A 16,959-nucleotide genomic window follows, 5' to 3' on the forward strand; every position below is an offset into this window, starting at 1 on the left:
AAGAGGCGGATCGGAAAAACCCGCCATCCCGATGAACTTTCTCCGTTTACATTGGCCCGGAAATTGCGGCCGGCTCGGAGCGGCATCGTCATACCGCAGCCTGCAGCACCAGCAATCCACCCACGACAACAAGCCCGACATGCACCAAACGAAGGAATGTCTGGCCGTCCATACGGCCATTGGCAAGCCGTCCGAGAAAGATCGCCACGATCACCATCGGCAACGCCATCAGGTAGTAACGGGTCACCAGCGGCTTCCACAGACCCGCCAGCGCGTATCCCGCCAGCGCCATCAAACTTGCCGGGAGAAAATAACCCTGCAACGTGGCGCGAAAGTGCTGCGGCGTCCACCGTCGAAGCGTGCCGTACATGACCAGCGGCGGACCATTCATGCCGTAGGCACCGCCAAGCACGCCTGCTGCAAACCCGAACACCCAGGCGGATCGGTCGTCTTTCAGAGCGGCGCGATGTCGCTTGAGCAGGGAGTAGGTCGAAAACGCCATGATGATCGCGCCGAGGCAGGCCTTGACGATCGCGCTGTCCATGCGAGTGAGCAGCAGCAAGCCCAACGGTGTTCCGGCCAGCGTCGACAGCACCAGCCACCCTGCGCTGCGTACATGGACGTGACGCCAGTCCTGCGCCAGAACAACGATGGCGACCGTCACCGAGATCAGCACCGCCACCGGCGCGGCCACCTCCACCGGCATGATCAAGGCAAGCAACGGAACCGCGATCAGCGCTTCGCCGAATCCGAATGCCGAGCGGACAAATGTCGCAAGAAACAGTACCGCCAGCACGCCGGCCGTCGTCCAACTGAAAATCATCCTGTCTGGTCCGGTCATGCGATGACGGCCGAATCATACCGACTTGCCTCGCCAAAGAACGCGGCCACTTTCAACGTCGCGCCTTGCTCCGCTATCTGCAACGTCGCAGCTGGGCACCGTATTCGCGGGCGCGATGGTCGACGGCAGCAGCCGTTTCCAGCAGGCCGTCCTCATGTCGCCAGCGGCCGGTGCGGTAGCCGCCGATGCCTTCGTGGTAGGCGATGTACAGATGCCTCGGGTCCCACTTGGAGATGCCCAGTTCACGGTGGATGCGGTCGGTGTACCAGCCGATGAAATCGAGCGAATCATCCATGTCGGTCCGGCTCTTGAACCAGCGACCGGTGGCCTTTCGGTACGCCTTCCACACCGGGTCCTGCGCCTGTGCGTAGCCGTAGGCACTGGAGCGACGCGGCAGCGGGATGAACAGAAACCGCGGCCGCCTGGGCCGGGCCTTCTCGCGAAAACCGGACTCGCGCTGCACAAACGCCATCAGCACGTTGATCGGCGTTCCCCAGCGCTTCTGCGTCGCACGGGCGTCGCTATACCAGCCCGGGTACTGGTCGAAGATCTGGCAGATATTCCCGCTGTTGCGCGGCGGCGCGGTGGCGCAACCACCCACGATCGACAAACCCACGCCCAGAATGGCGAGACCAAGACGGCGCGACGCCGTGACACTCCATGCTTTGTTCATGCCCCTAGGGTAACCGCCGAAGGCCCAGGGTCCGAAAGGCGCCTGTGCAATGGTGCCACTGGCGCATACGCCGGCATTGCCCCAAGGGCCGGCATAGCGCGGGGCCAGTTGCAAGGCCATGGCCATGTACGGCGCGGCCGCCACCGGCGACGCGCCGGCAAGCAGTTCGGCGCGCGATTGTTGTAGTAGAGCGCCAGCAGGATCGCGCGCGATCACCAGATCCCGCGCCACGTCCACCGTGAGGCGCGAGCGACCAATGCTGATTCCCGCGGCGACGTGGTTGGACCGGTAGATCATGTTGTCGTCCACGCGCCAGGCCACGATGCCGTCAAGCTCCTGCCCGTAGGCCTGCAAACCGGACTCGCGCGCCCAATGCGACGGTCAGCAGGGTGAAGGTCAGGCAGTTGGCCTTTCGTGTGCGCTAGGCCTGTTCGACGGTCAGGGTCGCGTCGACCGAATGCTCCATGCCCAGCCTGGCCGCGCCCGTGGATTCGCCAAACGCGGCAAGGTTGTCACGGTTTCTCCGACTGGCTTCAGGCGTTCGCCAGCACCGGTGCTTGCTCGCCGGGTACCCGGGCTGGCCGCCGCTCGGCCCAGCCGGGAATGTCCATCAGGCGGTCGAGCCAGCGTACGACGTGGGGAAAATCGGCCAACGGCATGTCCGAGCGGCGCCATTCGCACGCGGAAACGATGGTGGCCCTCTGCGTGGGCGGCATGGTGCTGGCACGCACGACCAACGACCCGGGCTTGCGCAAGTCGCTTCGCGCGTCAGCCAGACATCAGGCGCTGGCGCTGTTGAAGGTGGAGTAGAGGCCGACGTTTCTGCAGTCACCGACCACGGCGCGACTGGCGGACCAGGATGCGCAGGTAAGCCAGGTACAGCATTGTCGCCGCCACTGGCAGGGCATGCCACCAGTACGACAGCGCGCTGCCGCCACGCCAATGCAGGTACAACACGATCGCCGCACTCAACGCACAAGTGCCCGGCAGCACGAACAACGACAGGTCCAGGACTTTCACCTGGACCCGCCAAAACCGGCCACCGCTGACGAGGCCGCCTGCGGAGAAAGCCACGAGCATGAACAGGAAATACGCCAGCATCAGCTGGCCGAACGTGCCCAGCAAAGTCCATCCGATCGACACGCCGCCCTCCTTGCCTGTTGCACCAGCGCCTGGCTGGCGTCAGTCAATCGTGCCTGCTCCGGCCGAGAAAGTCTTGCCGCCGATCCCGTGATGGCACCCCGCCGAGCCGGCCCAGACGCCGGCCCACGCCAGGGTTGCCTGACCTCGGGCAAGGAAACCGGGAGAATGTCCGCGGCCCATTTCCGTCCCCGACTTTTGGAACGACACAACGATGACCCAGTACGTAGCCCTGCTCCGCGCCGTCAATGTCGGCGGCACCGGCAAGTTGCCGATGAGCGAACTCAAGGCCATGTGCGAAGCCGCCGGCTTCATGGATGTACGTACCTGGATCGCCAGCGGCAACGTGCTCTTCACGAGCGAGCTCGGCGAATCCCCGGTGAAGAAGAAACTGGAGCAACAACTGCACGACTACGCCGGCAAGCCGGTCGGCGTGCTGATACGCAGTGCGGCCGAGATGGCCCAGGTCCTGGCCGACAATCCTTTTCCGGAAGAGCCGGGCAATCGCGTGGTGGCGATCTTCCTCGACGACGCGCCACCCGCCAGCGCACTGGACGACGTCAGGCATCGGAAGCTGGAGCGGCTCGCCCGCGGCAAGCGCGAAATCTACGTGCACTACGGCGACGGCATGGCCGACTCGCGACTGACGATTCCCGCGGCGAAAGCGGGCACCGCGCGCAACATCAACACCATCGCGAAGCTGGTGGAGCTTTCCGCCGCACGTTAGGCATCGCGCCATGAAACCGGACATGTCGCGGACGCCAGGCCCCGTTACTCGCTGGAGTGCAAATCCAGCGAGCTCGGCGTCGTGTTCACCAGCGGCACGAAATTGTCGTCCGATGTCACTTCGCGCTTGCGGTGGATGAAACGGTAGAACGCATAAGAGGCAATCATCAGGTCGAGCACCGCGAACCAGACAAACAGCAGTTGCGGCTGCAGCAGGTTCATGAGGGCTCCCGCCACCAGCGGCCCCACCGCCGAGCCGACGCCGTTGACCAGCAATACGGTGCTGGATGCCGCCAACAGCTCGTCGCGGTCCACGTAATCGACCAGGTGCGCCACGGCAATCGGGTACAACGTAAAGCTCATGCCGCCGAACACGAAAATCACCACCATCGCCGCCGCACCAATGTTCGGCAACAACAAATTGACCAGCGCCGCCAGCGCCGCGGTGGCGCTGATCAGCGACAGCGCAAGACGGCGATCGATGCGGTCGGAAAAGCGGCCCAGCGGCCACTGCAACACCACGCCACCGGCAATCGCAACGCTCATGTAAGTGCCGATGCCGCCGACGCCGAGGCCACGGGCCACGGCATACAACGGCAGCAAGCCCCAGAACGCACCCAGCGCCAGCCCGGAGAGCAGCGCACTCACCAGCGCCGTAGGCGCCAGCCGGAACAGGCGTCTGATCTGTACCTTGGGCATCGCGCGAAGCTGTGGCTGCGATTGATGGCTTGCAACGACCGGCAGGCTGGCGATGCAGAACAGGATCGCGACGACACAGAACAGCACGAAGCCCTCACCGCGAATGCGCAGGAACTGCTGCGCCGTCGCGCTGGCACCGAGATTCACCATCATGTAGATCGCGAACACCGAGCTGCGATGCCTGGGGTCGGAGGCAGCGTTCAACCAGCTTTCGATGATCGCGTACAAGCCGACCAGCATCATGCCCTGCAGAACACGCAGGACAAGCCACACCCCATACGCCGGATCGAGCGCCTGTATGAGCACCACCAGGGTCAGCAACGCCGCACAAAACGCAAAGGTACGAATGTGGCCGATGCGGTGGGTCAGCTGGGGAATCGTGTAGGTGCCGACCAGGAAACCGGCGTAATAAGCCGACGTCAGCACACCGATCATGGCCACGGAAAAGCCGAGCCCCCGCCCCTGCAACGCGATATGCGTATGCAGCAAGCCCACCCCCATCAACAGGAATGCGGTACTCAACAGCAGCGGCATGGAGGAACGAATACTGGTCAGCATGGGCGGCAGTCAGGCAGGGCACGCGCTGCGCTGTCGGCAGCTACGCTTCCGGCGGCAGCGGGAACAGGAGGAAAGAGGTGACTGTACGCCAAGCTTCCCGTACTGCTCAAAAACCGGTATCGGAGTGGGCGGCGGCGCAACGGTGGCCCTATTTCGCCCGATCAACATCCGGTGCCGTCTCGCGATCAAATCGGATGCCCGTGGCAGACAGGTTGTAAATGCGCGTCTCCAGATAGCTGGAGTGGCGTTCCTGGATGTTGACGATGCCGTCGGCACCCGACAAACAGCCTTGGCGTTTCAACTCTCCGACAGCCGAAGCAAAGTCGGAAGGAATGAAGAAGGTCTTTTCCAGATGCACGTTCAAATGCGAGATGGCCGTGAAGGGCCGATCCGGCGTTACATCCTTGAATATCTCGATGGAGCAGTCCGGCGACCGCGCCGGATATCGCTCGGCAAGCGCCCGATAATTGCCGGTCGTGGCCACGCAGCCGCACAGGGCGAATGCGGGGAAGACCACGTACGTCATTCTGCCCATGATCTCCCCTCGGAACTCGCGCCCGTCCGCTGTTATTCGTGCGGGCCCAGGCTCTTGTCCATCGCCATGATGATGTCCTTGTCCCAGTCCTTCTGGCCCACGATGCCAAGCAGCGACTTCGCGGTACTCACTTTCACGGACGTCTTGTCGCTACCCATCGAAGAAAGCCAGACTCCGGCGGACTCGCCACCCGACCCCACCATCGCACCCATCTTGTGCGGACGGGCGCCTTCGACCAGCTCTGCGTCGGACTTGCTGATCACGAAACCATTGTCCGTCAAGGCATCGATGGCAGCTTTCTGCACCTGCGCCTCGGGCTTGTCGTAGACCACGCTCGGCGTGCCATCGCTGGGCTTTGTGGGCGTTGCCGAACAGGCGGCGAGGCCCAGCACGCAGATGGCCAGGACGAGCTTTCCTGATTGCATTTTCATTACCCGGATTCCCCCTTGTTGGTTGGTGGCGACGGACTGCTCTTTGCGAGGCCCGGCCATCAGCTTTCTACCGAGCGCGATGGCATTTGGTCAAATCGCAAATTCATGCGGCAGCCAAACTGGAGATCCCTGACCCGTTGCGGCCTGCCAGGCGCCTCACAAGCTTGCAGACCGATCCCGAAGGTCGTCCTGTTTCTCAATAAAACCTGATCCCCGGTCTCAGAACGATCTGGAACACGAGCAACAAGCCCACGACCGCAGCAAGCACGCGGGCAAGCGTCCTGACCCTGGTCGCACCGGATCCGCTGGCCTGGAGCTTGTCCACGCGCCAGCTCGCCGCCTGTATCCATGGCACACCAGCCAGCACCACCAGCACCGGCACGCCGAGTACCTCTACCCATTCGCGCGGAAGGCGGAACGGGATGACCAGCGCGGTGCCGAGCAGCGCCGGCAACGTCACGACGAAAAACACGAAGCGCATGCGGGCGCGGCACCCGTCGATCAGCGCCGGCACGGCGGCCAGTTCAAGCGCCGGGCGCCGCAGTTGCAGCGCGATGAAGGGCATCAGGACCAGCGCAACGACAGCCATACCTGTACGCGCGGCGGCGCCCAGAGCGAAGTAGTTCATCGCCATGCCGATGTCGCTGCCCGGGCTCAGCGCCCCGATGACGATCTGGGGCAAGGCCATGAAGCAGCCACAGAATGCCATCCAGTACAGCAACAACCGGACCTCGTCCGATCGCGTGCGCGACCGTCCGAGCAACCACAGGCAGAACAGCCCGATGGATACGGTCGCCAGCGCGCCGGTGCCCTGGAACAGGTTCGCGAGCGCACTCGTGCCTTCCCAAGTGTGATTGTTGTGGAAGAGCGTTGGTCGCAGGCCCGGCGTGAGCGCCTTGGGAATCACCAGGAACAGTTCCTGGATCAAGAAGGTCAGGTTGAACGCGAGCACGTAGAGCAACGTCGACAATGCCGTGCAACGCCAGCCTCCCGCGACGGCGCCGCGCGCGTTCCGGGTGCGTCGGCCGGCCACGGCACCTGCCACCAGCAACGCCAAGGGCGCGGCAACGAGCGTCAGCGCCGAGGCGGCGAGGAGCAGTATCGCTTGCGTGGTCATGCTTCGATCTCGTTGAAGGCCAACATCCATCCTGCAAGGGCTTGCTCATGGGGTCGATATGCCGTTGGTCATCGCTCGTCCTCCAGCGGCCGGCGACCTCGACCGCATCGGAGTGGCTTCAGTTGCGGTGTTGCGCGCGTAAAGAACCAGGCCGGATTCCCCAGATGCATCGAGTCGCCCCGATGCCGATCCTGGCCGTTGTCGATTCAGGCGTTGGTTGATCGTCGTACTGATGGAACTCCACCCGCGTAGAGACTTCAAGTCCTCAGACAACCAACGGGAAAACCCCATGACAAAGATGATTTTCGTCAGCTTGCCGGTCACCGACCTCAACGCCTCGATCGCGTTCTACAAGGCCCTGGGATTCGAGCAAAACCCGCAATTCAGCGACGACACCGGCGCCTGCATGGTGTGGAGCGAGGCGATTTACGTGATGGTGGTCACGCACGCCAAGTGGCGCACGTTCACGCAGCGGCCGTTCCCGCCGGCCGGGACCTGCGCGTCGATGCTCTCGCTTGCGCTGGAAAGCCGCGACGCCGTCGATGCGATGAATCGTGCCGCGGCAGCCCACGGTGGACAGGCCGATGTGAACCCGGTTGAGGACTTGGGCTTCATGTATACCCGCGACCTCGCCGATCCGGACGGACACATGTGGGCGGCGTTGTGGATGGATCCGGCGGCGATTCCAGCCGCCGGCTGAAAAGAGGCCCAACGATAATCGCGGGAGCAAGGGAGCGGAGGGAATCAATTCGAATTGATCGCCTCCGCCCCTTGCTTTGCAAAGGATCCTGACCCGCTGCCCCCATCGCATGACTTCCTGCACGCGTTGATTCCGCGACGGTGCGCCTAAACTTCGCCACCTTCCCCTTGGAGATGCCACGATGCGCCAGGGCTGCATGCAGGGTTTCATGCTGGTCGCGGCGCTCGTGTCGACGGCTGGCGTGCAGGCCGCCGAGACGGACCCCGCCGCGATCGCCCGCCTCTCGCAGGCGTTCTCCGATGCCTCGGCCAGTGGCGACGCCAAGACGCTGGACAAGCTGCTCGATGCCGACGTGGTGTTCATGGGCGAGGACGGCACGCTGTCCAGCAAGCACGATATCGTCGCCGGTGCTTCGCCGCCGCCCGCAGGCACCCACAACACCCTGGTCCAGTCGGATTTCCATGTCGCGCTGCACGGCGACGTTGCCGTGACCAGCTTCATCGACAACGCCACCTTCGCCCGCTACGGCCAGATCGCGCACGACAGCTTCCGTTCCACCGAAGTCTGGCTGCGCAAACGCGGCAGCTGGAAGATGGTGTCCAGCCAGACCATCGAAGTGCCGGTCGAACCGCCGCACATCCAGCTGGCGGTGGGCGAACTCGACCCGTATGTCGGCACCTACCAGCAAGCTCCCGGCCATGCGATGCGCATCGAGCGACAAGGCAGCGGCCTGGTCATCATCGGTCGCGACAACAAGCCGGTGCCGATGCTGGCCGAGGCCCGCGACGTCCTGTTCCGCGCCGGCTCGCCGCGCGTGCGGTTCGTCTTCGCCCGCAACGCCGATGGCCGCATCACCGGGTTCGACGTCCGCCGGGCCGGCCACGACCTGCAGCACTTCACGCGCAGCTGAGCGCATAGGCAGCGGTTAGTCCGGGTCGCGGAGAAGAACGCGCGTCAGAACCCTGAGGCCCTGGGCCGTTCAGCTGAGTCGGGGGTCGACAGGTCGCTCGCCAGCAAATGAACCTGGGCCCCGTTTTTTGCCACAGCACCGGTGCGTGCCGAAGCCTATCGAACATCGGTCAAACAAGGCGTCGGTGATGACGAACTGATTGCCATTCGCCAGCACCGCAGCAAGAACGTGCCTTTGGAAGCAAACGCCTTCAGGCCATGGCGGAAAAGACGCTGGTCGCCCGATGAGCGTGCGTCGGCCCGGGCATCCAGCACGAGCCGAAATCAAGCCCGTGGGCACTTAACTTCCTCCGTCCCTCCGTCCCGGTTTCGGCGGTTTCCTTGTTTCCCGCCTGCCCCAGTTTCCCGGTAATCTCGCCCGGCGCAAGGAACCCCATGGACCACCTGCCTCAGAAGGAACCACCATGCCAGTGAAGGATTTGGACAAGGCTGCCGATAGCAACATCCGGTCGGCGTACGAGCAGGACTACAAGACGGACAAGGAAAAGCGGGACCACGTCCATCGGCAGGTCTACGGACTGGTCAACCGAACACAGACAATCACCGGAATCGTCTATCCGGTGATCGACCTGTCCTTGCTGAAGACGTTGAAGTACAGCAACGTGGTGGTCTTCCTCATCAAGTCGTTCAAGGCTGCCGGCGTGCGTCCCGATACGCCGTTCCACATGAACTCGGAATCCAAATACCCCGTCGATGCGGTCAACACCGAGCGCTACGTGGAGTACAACGTCATCGGCGGCGGCATGCGGCTGATCTACGACGCCACGTCGGTCAATCTGTTTCTTAGCGCTCACTACAGCGATCCGGCACTGCTCACCGCGAGCTCGGTCGACAGTGAGGAGCAGTTGGAGCTCAACGACATCATGACCAGCCAGCGTGTGACCCACAAGAATCTGGTCGGCCACTCGAATGGCACCTACTTCGACGGCTCCTACGAGGACGAGCGGCTAATCTCGTTTGCGCGCTCCGATCCGGCATTTCGTGGCTGGTTGCAGAACAAGAACAGCGGGCAGTTCAAGTCGACGTTGGAGAGATACGGTCTGGCCTAGCAGCAGCCATCGGGCGCTCCACGTCGCGAAAAGGTGCCAGGGACAATCCGGGATGGTCAACAAGACGACCACCGAAGCACTCACCTTGTCCCTGACGCCTTCTTCCTTCGTCGCGCCGCTCAGATTCGGCCGCCACGATCGACGAATTCCCAGACCTTCGATATCACCACCGATCCCTCGCCGACGGCCGAAGCCACGCGCTTGACCGAGCCGCTGCGCACGTCGCCCACCGCAAAGATGCCCGGCAGCGAGGCGGCGAACGGCGAGGTTGCGCCCACCGCCTCGCCGGTGAGCACGAAGCCCTTGTCGTCCAGCTTGACCAGATCCGCCAGCCAGTCGGTATTGGGGGCGGCGCCCACCATGACGAAGAGCGCCCGGGTCGGCACCGTTTCCTCGCTGCCGCGCGCGGTGTTGCGGATCGTCACCGCCTCCAGGTGGTCGCTGCCGTGCAGCGCGCTGACTTCGGCGCCGTATTCGATCGTGATCGTCGGCTCCGCTTCGAGCCGACTCGACAGGTAACTCGACATCGATGCCGCCAACGATCGACCGCGCACCAGCAGACGCACCCGGCTCGCTGTCCGGCTGAGGAACATCGCCGCCTGGCCGGCCGAATTGCCGCCGCCAATGATGATCGCCTCCGTGCCCTTGCTGTAGCGGGCCTCGATTTCGGTCGCGGCGTAGTACACGCCGGCGCCCTCGAACTCGATCAGCCGCTCGATCGGCAGACGGCGATATTGCACGCCGGTCGCCACCACCACCGCCCTGGCCCGGATGCGCTTGCCGTTGTCGAAGGTGGCGCAGAAGCTGCCGTCCGCCAGCGCCTCGAGCTGCGCGACGCGACGCGGCATGGCGAAACGCGTGCCGAACTTCATCGCCTGGATTTCGCCGCGCCACACCAGGTCGGCGCCGGAAATACCGGTGGGGAAACCCATGTAGTTTTCGATCCGGCTCGACGTGCCCGCCTGGCCGCCAATGGCGATGTCCTCGGTCACCAGCGCGCCAAGCCCCTCGGCGCCTGCATAGACCCCGGCCGCCACACCCGCCGGGCCGCCGCCGACGATCAACACGTCGAAATCCTCGTCGTCGACCAGATCCAGGTTGAGCCCGAGCAGACGCGCGACCTTGTCCGGCGTGGGATCGACGACAAGCGTATCCCGGCCAAAGATGACCGCGGGACGATCCGGCGGCAGCGAACACGTGGCGGCCACGGCGCTCGCCTCGGCGCTGCCCAGCTCGAACGAGCTGTAGGGAATGCGATTGCGATGGGCGAATTCGGCGATGCAACGGACGTCGCGGTCGAGCTCTTCGCCGATCAGGACCAGCGCACTGTCGCGTTGCTCGATCTGACGGCGGCGGCGCGCAGAGAACACTGTGATGACGATGTCCGACATCTCGGGAATCTGGGACATCAGCGTCAGCATCGTGGCGCGTGGCACCTCGATCACGGTCGTATCGCGCACGGCGCGCATCGGCATGGATACGGTGCCGCCGTTGAGGAACGAAATCTCGCCCATGAATTGGGTCGGCCCCAACGTCGATGGCAGATGACGCTCATCGGTGTAGGCGTTGACGACTTCGATTTCGCCATCAACGACATACACGAAGCGATCGGCCAGTTGCCCCGGGCGCGCGAGGTAGCTGCCGGCCGCGTAGACCACCTGCGTACCCGCCTCACGCAACGCAGCAACATGAGCGGGAGCCAGCGGGGTACGCTGCATGACTCGCAAATCGTCGCCGATCGATTCCATGGAATTCCGCCTTTGCGATGCGTTCCCGCACGTCGCCAACCGAATGGACGGCTATCGGGGAAATCACATGGGGCGATCATAACGCTGCCGCCGGGGATGAGGCCCCGCAGCTTCTGGCCCTTGATCAGGCTTCTGCGGAGAGGGCAGGCCACGATGGCCCGTTGCTCTGCCCGGCACCCCTGTACAGCTGCGAGCGGTGGTCGACGGGGCGCTCGCCAGTAAATGAAGCTGCCCCCATTTTTCGCCCACTTGGCCCGCGCTGCGCACGCGCGTCGTCGTTACCTGCTTGGGCCAAGGTAGGAACGGATCCCGCCCCAACCCACTTAGCCCCAGCAAGTGAACCTCACCTCGATTCAGGCCGCGCTTTTCAGCTTTTGGTCAGCCTCTCGGTTGGCTCCCAGGCAACTCCGATCCGGCTGGTTGGATCAAGTCGGAAGACCAGGAAACCGCAGCGATCTGCTCGAATTTCGAAATCGGCGTAATACGCGAGATCGCCCCGCGTCTGGAAACTCACACCTGGATGACACGAGTAGGTGACCTGATACCCACCCGCGACAAAATTGCGGAAAAGCATTACGCGCTTCCCGGCAGGGACCTTCAGATGCCCTTTGCTGGGATGTGCCCTGTAGCAAGTTCGATCCACGCACAGGGTCATGGTGTCGTTGCGCATGTTGGGCGACAACTTCACATCCACCATCGCTGCGTCGACCGGAGGCTGGTAGGAAGGCAGGCCGACGCATCCGGCCAGAACGCACACCAGCAAAGCCGGTATGGCCATACGCTGAGGATTCGTCACGGAGCCACCTCCCCAGCCTTCATCCGCGGCAACAATTGCGCCCGTACCTTCGCGACATCGAGATCACCGGGTACGTATTGGTCATCAAACAGGACAAATACCCAGTCCGCGGGACCACCCATGATGTTGGCCACGTTGATATCCGTCGATGGCTGATTGCGCACCGCCGAAACCAGACTCGGATAGATCCGCATGAACGGCTTGTGCCGCTGGACTGCAATCTCGGTACAGCGCCACGTCAGATAGGTGACCACCACCGTGTTGTCCGTATGGCCGTTGGCAGCAAAGCCCACCTTGGTCAATTCTCCCGGGCCCGGTTCGTCCCAGTAGCCACCCCCGCCAAACGCCTCGAACAAAGGGATGCTGTGATGTATGTCCTTATAACCGGTAGCGCACCCGCCAACGGCAAGCGCTGCCGACAACACTGCCGCATACCGTGCCGTGCTTCGTGCGCGTAACCTGGTTCCACTCCATCGAAACATGGCTCCCCCTTTATTGTCGACGGACTGCAGCAGACTCAAGGCAAATCTGCGTGCATCTTCGGAAGTTCTGCGAAGGAAGCGCCGGGCGTCTTCCTCCAAAATGAAACAGCTTCAACTCACCCGCTCTTCGAATATCCTCGATTCAAACAAGTAGGGCATCGGTGAATCAGCACCGGCTCCCGACGCATCGCACTCCCGGAAAAGCCTCCGATCAGACTGATCAAGGGAGGTGCAGGGAATTATGGAAAACCAATCCCCTGCGCCTCCCTTTCGGTCTGGCGATGCCCCATCGCTCACTGAGCCAGGTAAGTACGTACTCGCGGGTCATTAAGCAGCTTCATGACGCCCTCTGCAACACAGCCGTTGAGGTCCTGCGCCAGGATGCCACTCGTATGTGGAACCGTCATGGAAATCACTTCGCCATTTCCCAGCCTGGCTTCGAAGTTCATGTTGCTATTCCAGTGAAAAACGGAATATTTGCTGAGTAGCGAATTGACCTTGAGCTCGATCGTCTTCGGTTCGCCGGGCGCAGGCTGTGCGGCCTTGGACAACTCCTTGCTGGTTTGCTGAACCATCAATTCGGTAATGGCGTGCAGATCCGAGCTCAATTTCGAGCCGCCATAGGAGTACACGATGACCGGTCCAACATCCGCCTGCCCGTTCGAGACCTCGGCCGTTCCATGCACCGGCATCGGCGCGATCAGTCCGGCGCGCAGAGGGTACTCGGTAGGTGTGAACTTCATCGTCCCGCAGCCAGACAGGCACAGGGCCGCCAGTATCAGAAAATAACGCATTGAACTCCCCCATTTGAGTTTCCCCCGTCGCTGGCTCTCGTCAGCTCTCCCCCGGGGCCTTGCGCGTAGGTCGAGAACCCACTGGCGCCGGCCTACTTTACACGAGCGGAATGAAGTCGAGAGTCACTCAAAGCAACACAATTTTTTGTTGATGTATCAACCAGGACAAAGGGGGGCTCAGGGACAGTTCGGAACGGTCAACCAGACGGCCCGTGCGCATTTAAATTGTCCCTGACACCATTCTTGGTTTGCGGGTTCATGCCGGGAAAATGGCCGCATCAAGCGCATGTTGTAATCTCGCCGGATGCAGCCTCATCGACCGGGCTCCGCGCCTGGGGCCTTCGGCTATCCGTAACCAGCATTACAAGGAACGCGCATGTACGAGGATATCGAAGCCACTGTTCGCCGCGTCATTGGTGTGCCGGCAGCCCTGAAAATCAAGGCGCGCTACAACGAGCAGGCGGATATCAAGCGACCCTTGCTGGAAAAGTACGTCGATCCGGAAAACGACCTGAACTTTCGAGCCTACGTGTTTATCGACCTTCTGTTCCGCAACGACTGCGTACCGGGGCGATGGCCACGACTCGAAACGACGGATCGCGATATCCGCAACAACTTCCGCGCTTTGTGCAGCGAGGTGCTCACCGCCAGCGCCAATGGCTGGGGCTATACGCAGACCTTCAATCCGCAGGTGGAAGGCGGCGCCGGCAAGCCCATGCTCATCCACAGTTTCAGCATCTTCAAGTCGGTCAGGGCGGACGACGTGGACTGGCAGCCGTTCTACCTCGCCGAAGGCTTCGGCGAGGGCATGGTGCTGGCACGACCGGCGCTGCGCCTGTTGCAGAGCCCGCTTGCCATCCAGAACCTGTTGCTGAGTACAGGCCTGATCAGCCAGGCGAAATGCCCGTCGGCGTCGCCGGTCGGGTTCGTGATCAACGCGCCGCTATGGAACCTGTTCGGCATGGCGTCCAGGGACATCCAGTTTCCCAACGACCAGGCGCAGACGGCGCGGGTGCGCGAACAAGGTATTCCCTCGGGCGCGAACAACCGCGCGTTCGCCGTGGAACTCGAGGCATCCACGCCAGGGCAGATCATTGAAAATACGCTGGGAACAGGGGAATGCAGCAACTACAACGAAATCGTGTTGCTTGGCACGTCCACCTGGTTCAATACCAAGATCAAACCCACGGGCATCTTCGTAAAGGTGGCACGGAAGCTTGGCCAGCTGTGCCTGGTCGATGCCATGCTCGATCAGGAATGGATGGGGGAAGCGGAAAAACAACAAATGCGGTTCTATCACGGCAATCAGCTGATCGACGCGATCAAGGCTTGCTCGCGCGAATTCGATTTGCCCATCGTGCCAGTGCTGGACAATGCGATGGAGGATCGTGCCACTGACCGTGTTTTCGCCACGACGTTCGCGGGGCTGAGAATACGGGACGACTGGAAGGAAGGTTGAACAAGCCTGGCAGCGCCTTCACACCACGGCCTGCAGTAGCGGCAATCCATCCACGGCGACCAGCACGGCATGCACGAGGCGACGAGTGCTTGATTAACGTGTCCGAAAAAGCCGGGCCATCTCAGCCTGACCCCGTTCCTGCTCAGACCCTGTTCCTGCTCGTTCCTGTGTACTACTTGGACACGATCGCGCGGTGTCCGTAACTGAAGATGCGGGTCGCTTCCCATTTCCCGGCGCGGTGCCGCCAGACGATCAGGAACTGGGCTTCGCCGAAACATTGATCGGTCTTCAGGTCGCAGAACTTGTGCCAGCCTTGCTCGATCGCACCGAAATCCTTGATCGGGAAAATCTCCAGGCTGCCGGGGACGAGTTCGCGCCGGAAATGTCCGCACACGTTCTTTTGCGTGTTGGCGAGGTAGGCGGCACGCGTCCAGGTCACGCCACCCTTGTCGTGATAGAACTCAAGGCGCTTCGCCAGGTAACCCGCATGCTTTTGCAGTTCACCGGGGGTGTCGCAATGATTGAAGGCATCGAACAATTCGGAATCCAGCCCGGACACCGTCTTGGTCAGCGCATCTGCTGAAGCGGCACTCTTGTCCGCGCCCGGGGCTGCCTGCGCGCTCGCCGCCGTGACGGCCAGCATGATGCCGAAGAAGAGAGCGATCTTGTTCACGTCGATTTCCTTGGCAGTTCAACAAAAGTGCGCGCTGACCCCTGTTTTGGGGCGGCGAAAGGGTAACCCCCGTTCCTTGCCGACCCCGTTTCCCGACGGCTTATGGAAGCTTAAGATGTTCCTCGGACCGCTGCACGAACCAACGGATGGGTATGCGGATAGATATTGTGCCTCGGTGCTTTCAGAGCTTCGAATGACCACGTTGCCGCGCAATCACAGCCTGGAGGATGAATGATGAAGATCATTGGGTACCAAATGCCTTCGCTTCTGTACGTGGCCGCGACCGTCGCCATCTTCGCGGCCAGCGCAACTGCTTTCGGTCAAACGCCCGCCAAGAGCAAGTACGATGGTTCGTATCGTGGCACGTACAGTGGCTCCTTCGCGGGCGAGCCGGCGACGGGATCCGTCGCCTTTTCCGTAGCGAGTGGTGACATGACCGTGACGGATCCCGGTCAGGGCGCGGGTTCCGTGGATTCCTCGGGCGCGGCGACTTTCAGCGGTTCGCTCGGGGTGGCCGAAATCAAATGCAAGTTTGTTGGCATCTTCCAGTCGTCAACCGGCAAGCCACAGGGCGCTCGCGCTTCGGGTTCGTGGTCGTGTGCGGGAATGGAAAAAACCGGAAAGGGCACCTGGAGTGCGAATCAAAGGTAAGTGCGTCTGGCGGTCTGACCTGCTCCCCTGCAGCCGAAATCGGGGGCCAGCCGAAATCGGGGTCAGAGACGACTTTCTAAAAGTGCACTCTGACTCCTGTTTTTTCCCGCCAGGCGCTTGTTTTTTTCCGACAGCGTCTTGATCAACCCGTCGATTCCCGATTTGCTGATTTCGCTGGCGAACGTGCTCTTGTAAGTCTGTACCAGCCACGCACCGAGCACGTTGACGTCGAAAATCCTCCAGCCTGCCGGCGTTTTTTCAAGGCGGTAACTGAGCTGAGCCGGTTCACCGCGCGTCTGCATCACTTGTGAACGCACTTCCACCTCCGTAGCCGACGGATCGGCACGCAGCGGCTTGAATTCAAGCGTCTGCTCCCTGATCTGCGAAATTGCACCGGAATAGGTATAGACCAGCAATGCGCGGAATTCAGCAATCAGTTGCTTTTGCTGTTCCGGCGACGCCTGGCGCCAGTAGCGCCCGGCTGCCAGTGCGGTCATGCGCTGGAAATCGACATACGGCAGGATTTCTTTTTCGACCAGATCGAGCACGCGCTTTTGATTGCCGGCGTGGATCTCCTGATCCGCTTTCGCGGATTCGACCACATCGGTGCTGATACGCTTGATCAGCACGTCCGGTGCTTCCTGGGCGTTGGCAGGCGTGATAGATGCAAACGAGCCAATCGCAATCAGGGCAATGAAAAAATTTCGTAACGGTTTCATGTTCGCTCACGTCGGTTGGTTGAAACGGATGGCTTTTCTTCCGCGCCCAATCAAGAAAAACAGGGGTCAGAGTCTGAGGTTTCCCCACGTTTTTCATGTCGGAACCCCCAGCTGATCCAGTAGCTGTGGACTGGGGTGTCGCAGCTGACTGATCAGCTCGCTCAAGCGCGTGCTCGACCATCGTCGCACAAGTGCTTCG

At 62.1% G+C, this 16,959-nt stretch carries 22 protein-coding genes; 8 read left to right on the top strand and 14 right to left on the bottom strand.

All coding sequences use genetic code 11. The features are described from left to right. Positions 1-88: 88 nt before the first annotated feature. Positions 89-736, bottom strand: coding sequence for a sulfite exporter TauE/SafE family protein (locus CIW53_RS15675; protein ID WP_242451942.1), 648 nt, complete (start codon positions 734-736; stop codon positions 89-91). Between CIW53_RS15675 and CIW53_RS17980 the strand changes: the two genes are divergently transcribed. Beyond that, complete coding sequence (locus CIW53_RS17980) at positions 651-848, top strand: hypothetical protein (RefSeq protein WP_242451943.1); 198 nt, start codon at positions 651-653, stop codon at positions 846-848. The two genes, CIW53_RS15675 and CIW53_RS17980, sit on opposite strands and share 86 nt — an antisense overlap. Before the next feature lie 66 nt (positions 849-914). Here the strand turns inward: CIW53_RS17980 and CIW53_RS17985 are convergent, their stop codons facing one another. Together CIW53_RS17985 and CIW53_RS18095 are read right to left on the bottom strand one after the other, a co-directional pair. Next, positions 915-1,868, bottom strand: coding sequence for a hypothetical protein (locus CIW53_RS17985; protein ID WP_242451938.1), 954 nt, complete (start codon positions 1,866-1,868; stop codon positions 915-917). A gap of 179 nt (positions 1,869-2,047) precedes the next feature. Then, positions 2,048-2,173 carry a hypothetical protein gene (locus CIW53_RS18095; RefSeq protein ID WP_277949642.1) on the bottom strand — a complete coding sequence of 42 codons (126 nt, stop codon included), beginning with the start codon at positions 2,171-2,173 and terminating at the stop codon, positions 2,048-2,050. Between CIW53_RS18095 and CIW53_RS17710 the strand changes: the two genes are divergently transcribed. Continuing rightward, complete coding sequence (locus tag CIW53_RS17710) at positions 2,172-2,324, top strand: hypothetical protein (RefSeq protein ID WP_172969695.1); 153 nt, start codon at positions 2,172-2,174, stop codon at positions 2,322-2,324. The two genes, CIW53_RS18095 and CIW53_RS17710, sit on opposite strands and share 2 nt — an antisense overlap. A gap of 18 nt (positions 2,325-2,342) precedes the next feature. Here the strand turns inward: CIW53_RS17710 and CIW53_RS15685 are convergent, their stop codons facing one another. Beyond that, on the bottom strand, positions 2,343-2,657 hold the full coding sequence (locus tag CIW53_RS15685; protein ID WP_149365643.1) for a hypothetical protein: 315 nt from the start codon (positions 2,655-2,657) through the stop codon (positions 2,343-2,345). Between the two features lie 211 nt (positions 2,658-2,868). Here CIW53_RS15685 and CIW53_RS15690 point away from each other — a divergent pair, with 211 nt between their 5' ends. Beyond that, on the top strand, positions 2,869-3,381 hold the full coding sequence (locus CIW53_RS15690) for a DUF1697 domain-containing protein (RefSeq protein ID WP_149365644.1): 513 nt from the start codon (positions 2,869-2,871) through the stop codon (positions 3,379-3,381). Between the two features lie 44 nt (positions 3,382-3,425). Here the strand turns inward: CIW53_RS15690 and CIW53_RS15695 are convergent, their stop codons facing one another. From CIW53_RS15695 to CIW53_RS15710, 4 genes are all read right to left on the bottom strand, one after another. Then, entirely contained in the window at positions 3,426-4,637 is a 1,212-nt protein-coding gene (locus CIW53_RS15695; RefSeq protein WP_149365645.1) for an MFS transporter, read from the bottom strand. A gap of 148 nt (positions 4,638-4,785) precedes the next feature. Continuing rightward, the gene (locus tag CIW53_RS15700; RefSeq protein ID WP_149365646.1) at positions 4,786-5,163 is read right to left on the bottom strand and encodes a hypothetical protein; all 378 of its coding nucleotides are present in this window, start codon (positions 5,161-5,163) and stop codon (positions 4,786-4,788) included. A gap of 41 nt (positions 5,164-5,204) precedes the next feature. Beyond that, positions 5,205-5,603 (bottom strand): hypothetical protein, encoded by a 399-nt coding sequence (locus CIW53_RS15705; protein WP_149365647.1) that lies wholly within the window; start codon positions 5,601-5,603, stop codon positions 5,205-5,207. Between the two features lie 196 nt (positions 5,604-5,799). Beyond that, positions 5,800-6,720 (bottom strand): hypothetical protein, encoded by a 921-nt coding sequence (locus tag CIW53_RS15710; RefSeq protein ID WP_149365648.1) that lies wholly within the window; start codon positions 6,718-6,720, stop codon positions 5,800-5,802. Positions 6,721-7,009: 289 nt separating this feature from the next. Here CIW53_RS15710 and CIW53_RS15715 point away from each other — a divergent pair, with 289 nt between their 5' ends. The 3 genes from CIW53_RS15715 (at position 7,010) to CIW53_RS15730 (ending at position 9,438) form a co-directional block, all read left to right on the top strand. Beyond that, entirely contained in the window at positions 7,010-7,420 is a 411-nt protein-coding gene (locus CIW53_RS15715; protein ID WP_149365649.1) for a VOC family protein, read from the top strand. 181 nt (positions 7,421-7,601) lie between these two features. Continuing rightward, positions 7,602-8,330: a DUF4440 domain-containing protein gene (locus tag CIW53_RS15720; protein WP_149365650.1), complete on the top strand. Its 729-nt coding sequence runs from the start codon at positions 7,602-7,604 to the stop codon at positions 8,328-8,330. A 463-nt stretch (positions 8,331-8,793) separates the two neighbouring features. Further along, on the top strand, positions 8,794-9,438 hold the full coding sequence (locus CIW53_RS15730) for a hypothetical protein (protein WP_149365651.1): 645 nt from the start codon (positions 8,794-8,796) through the stop codon (positions 9,436-9,438). Between the two features lie 119 nt (positions 9,439-9,557). Here the strand turns inward: CIW53_RS15730 and CIW53_RS15735 are convergent, their stop codons facing one another. The 4 genes from CIW53_RS15735 to CIW53_RS15750 all read right to left on the bottom strand — a co-directional run bounded on the left by CIW53_RS15735 (position 9,558) and on the right by CIW53_RS15750 (position 13,258). After that, positions 9,558-11,186: a cyclic nucleotide-binding domain-containing thioredoxin-disulfide reductase gene (locus CIW53_RS15735; RefSeq protein ID WP_149365652.1), complete on the bottom strand. Its 1,629-nt coding sequence runs from the start codon at positions 11,184-11,186 to the stop codon at positions 9,558-9,560. 367 nt (positions 11,187-11,553) lie between these two features. After that, on the bottom strand, positions 11,554-11,964 hold the full coding sequence (locus CIW53_RS15740; RefSeq protein ID WP_149365653.1) for a hypothetical protein: 411 nt from the start codon (positions 11,962-11,964) through the stop codon (positions 11,554-11,556). Between the two features lie 14 nt (positions 11,965-11,978). Next, entirely contained in the window at positions 11,979-12,503 is a 525-nt protein-coding gene (locus CIW53_RS15745) for a hypothetical protein (RefSeq protein WP_149365654.1), read from the bottom strand. Positions 12,504-12,757: 254 nt separating this feature from the next. Next, a complete protein-coding gene (locus CIW53_RS15750) occupies positions 12,758-13,258 on the bottom strand; it encodes a hypothetical protein (RefSeq protein ID WP_149365655.1) in 501 nt (166 codons plus the stop codon). 376 nt (positions 13,259-13,634) lie between these two features. Here CIW53_RS15750 and CIW53_RS15755 point away from each other — a divergent pair, with 376 nt between their 5' ends. Continuing rightward, positions 13,635-14,717 carry a hypothetical protein gene (locus tag CIW53_RS15755; protein WP_149365656.1) on the top strand — a complete coding sequence of 361 codons (1,083 nt, stop codon included), beginning with the start codon at positions 13,635-13,637 and terminating at the stop codon, positions 14,715-14,717. A 172-nt stretch (positions 14,718-14,889) separates the two neighbouring features. Here the strand turns inward: CIW53_RS15755 and CIW53_RS15760 are convergent, their stop codons facing one another. Then, positions 14,890-15,390 carry a nuclear transport factor 2 family protein gene (locus CIW53_RS15760; RefSeq protein ID WP_242451939.1) on the bottom strand — a complete coding sequence of 167 codons (501 nt, stop codon included), beginning with the start codon at positions 15,388-15,390 and terminating at the stop codon, positions 14,890-14,892. A gap of 231 nt (positions 15,391-15,621) precedes the next feature. On the opposite strand from CIW53_RS15760, the gene CIW53_RS15765 reads away from it, so the two are divergent. After that, a complete protein-coding gene (locus tag CIW53_RS15765) occupies positions 15,622-16,041 on the top strand; it encodes a hypothetical protein (protein ID WP_149365657.1) in 420 nt (139 codons plus the stop codon). A 62-nt stretch (positions 16,042-16,103) separates the two neighbouring features. Here CIW53_RS15765 and CIW53_RS15770 read toward each other — a convergent pair whose 3' ends face one another. Further along, positions 16,104-16,760 carry an ABC transporter substrate-binding protein gene (locus CIW53_RS15770; protein WP_149365658.1) on the bottom strand — a complete coding sequence of 219 codons (657 nt, stop codon included), beginning with the start codon at positions 16,758-16,760 and terminating at the stop codon, positions 16,104-16,106. Positions 16,761-16,959: the final 199 nt, after the last annotated feature.

This window comes from Rhodanobacter sp. T12-5 (assembly GCF_008329435.1).
GTDB lineage: Bacteria > Pseudomonadota > Gammaproteobacteria > Xanthomonadales > Rhodanobacteraceae > Rhodanobacter.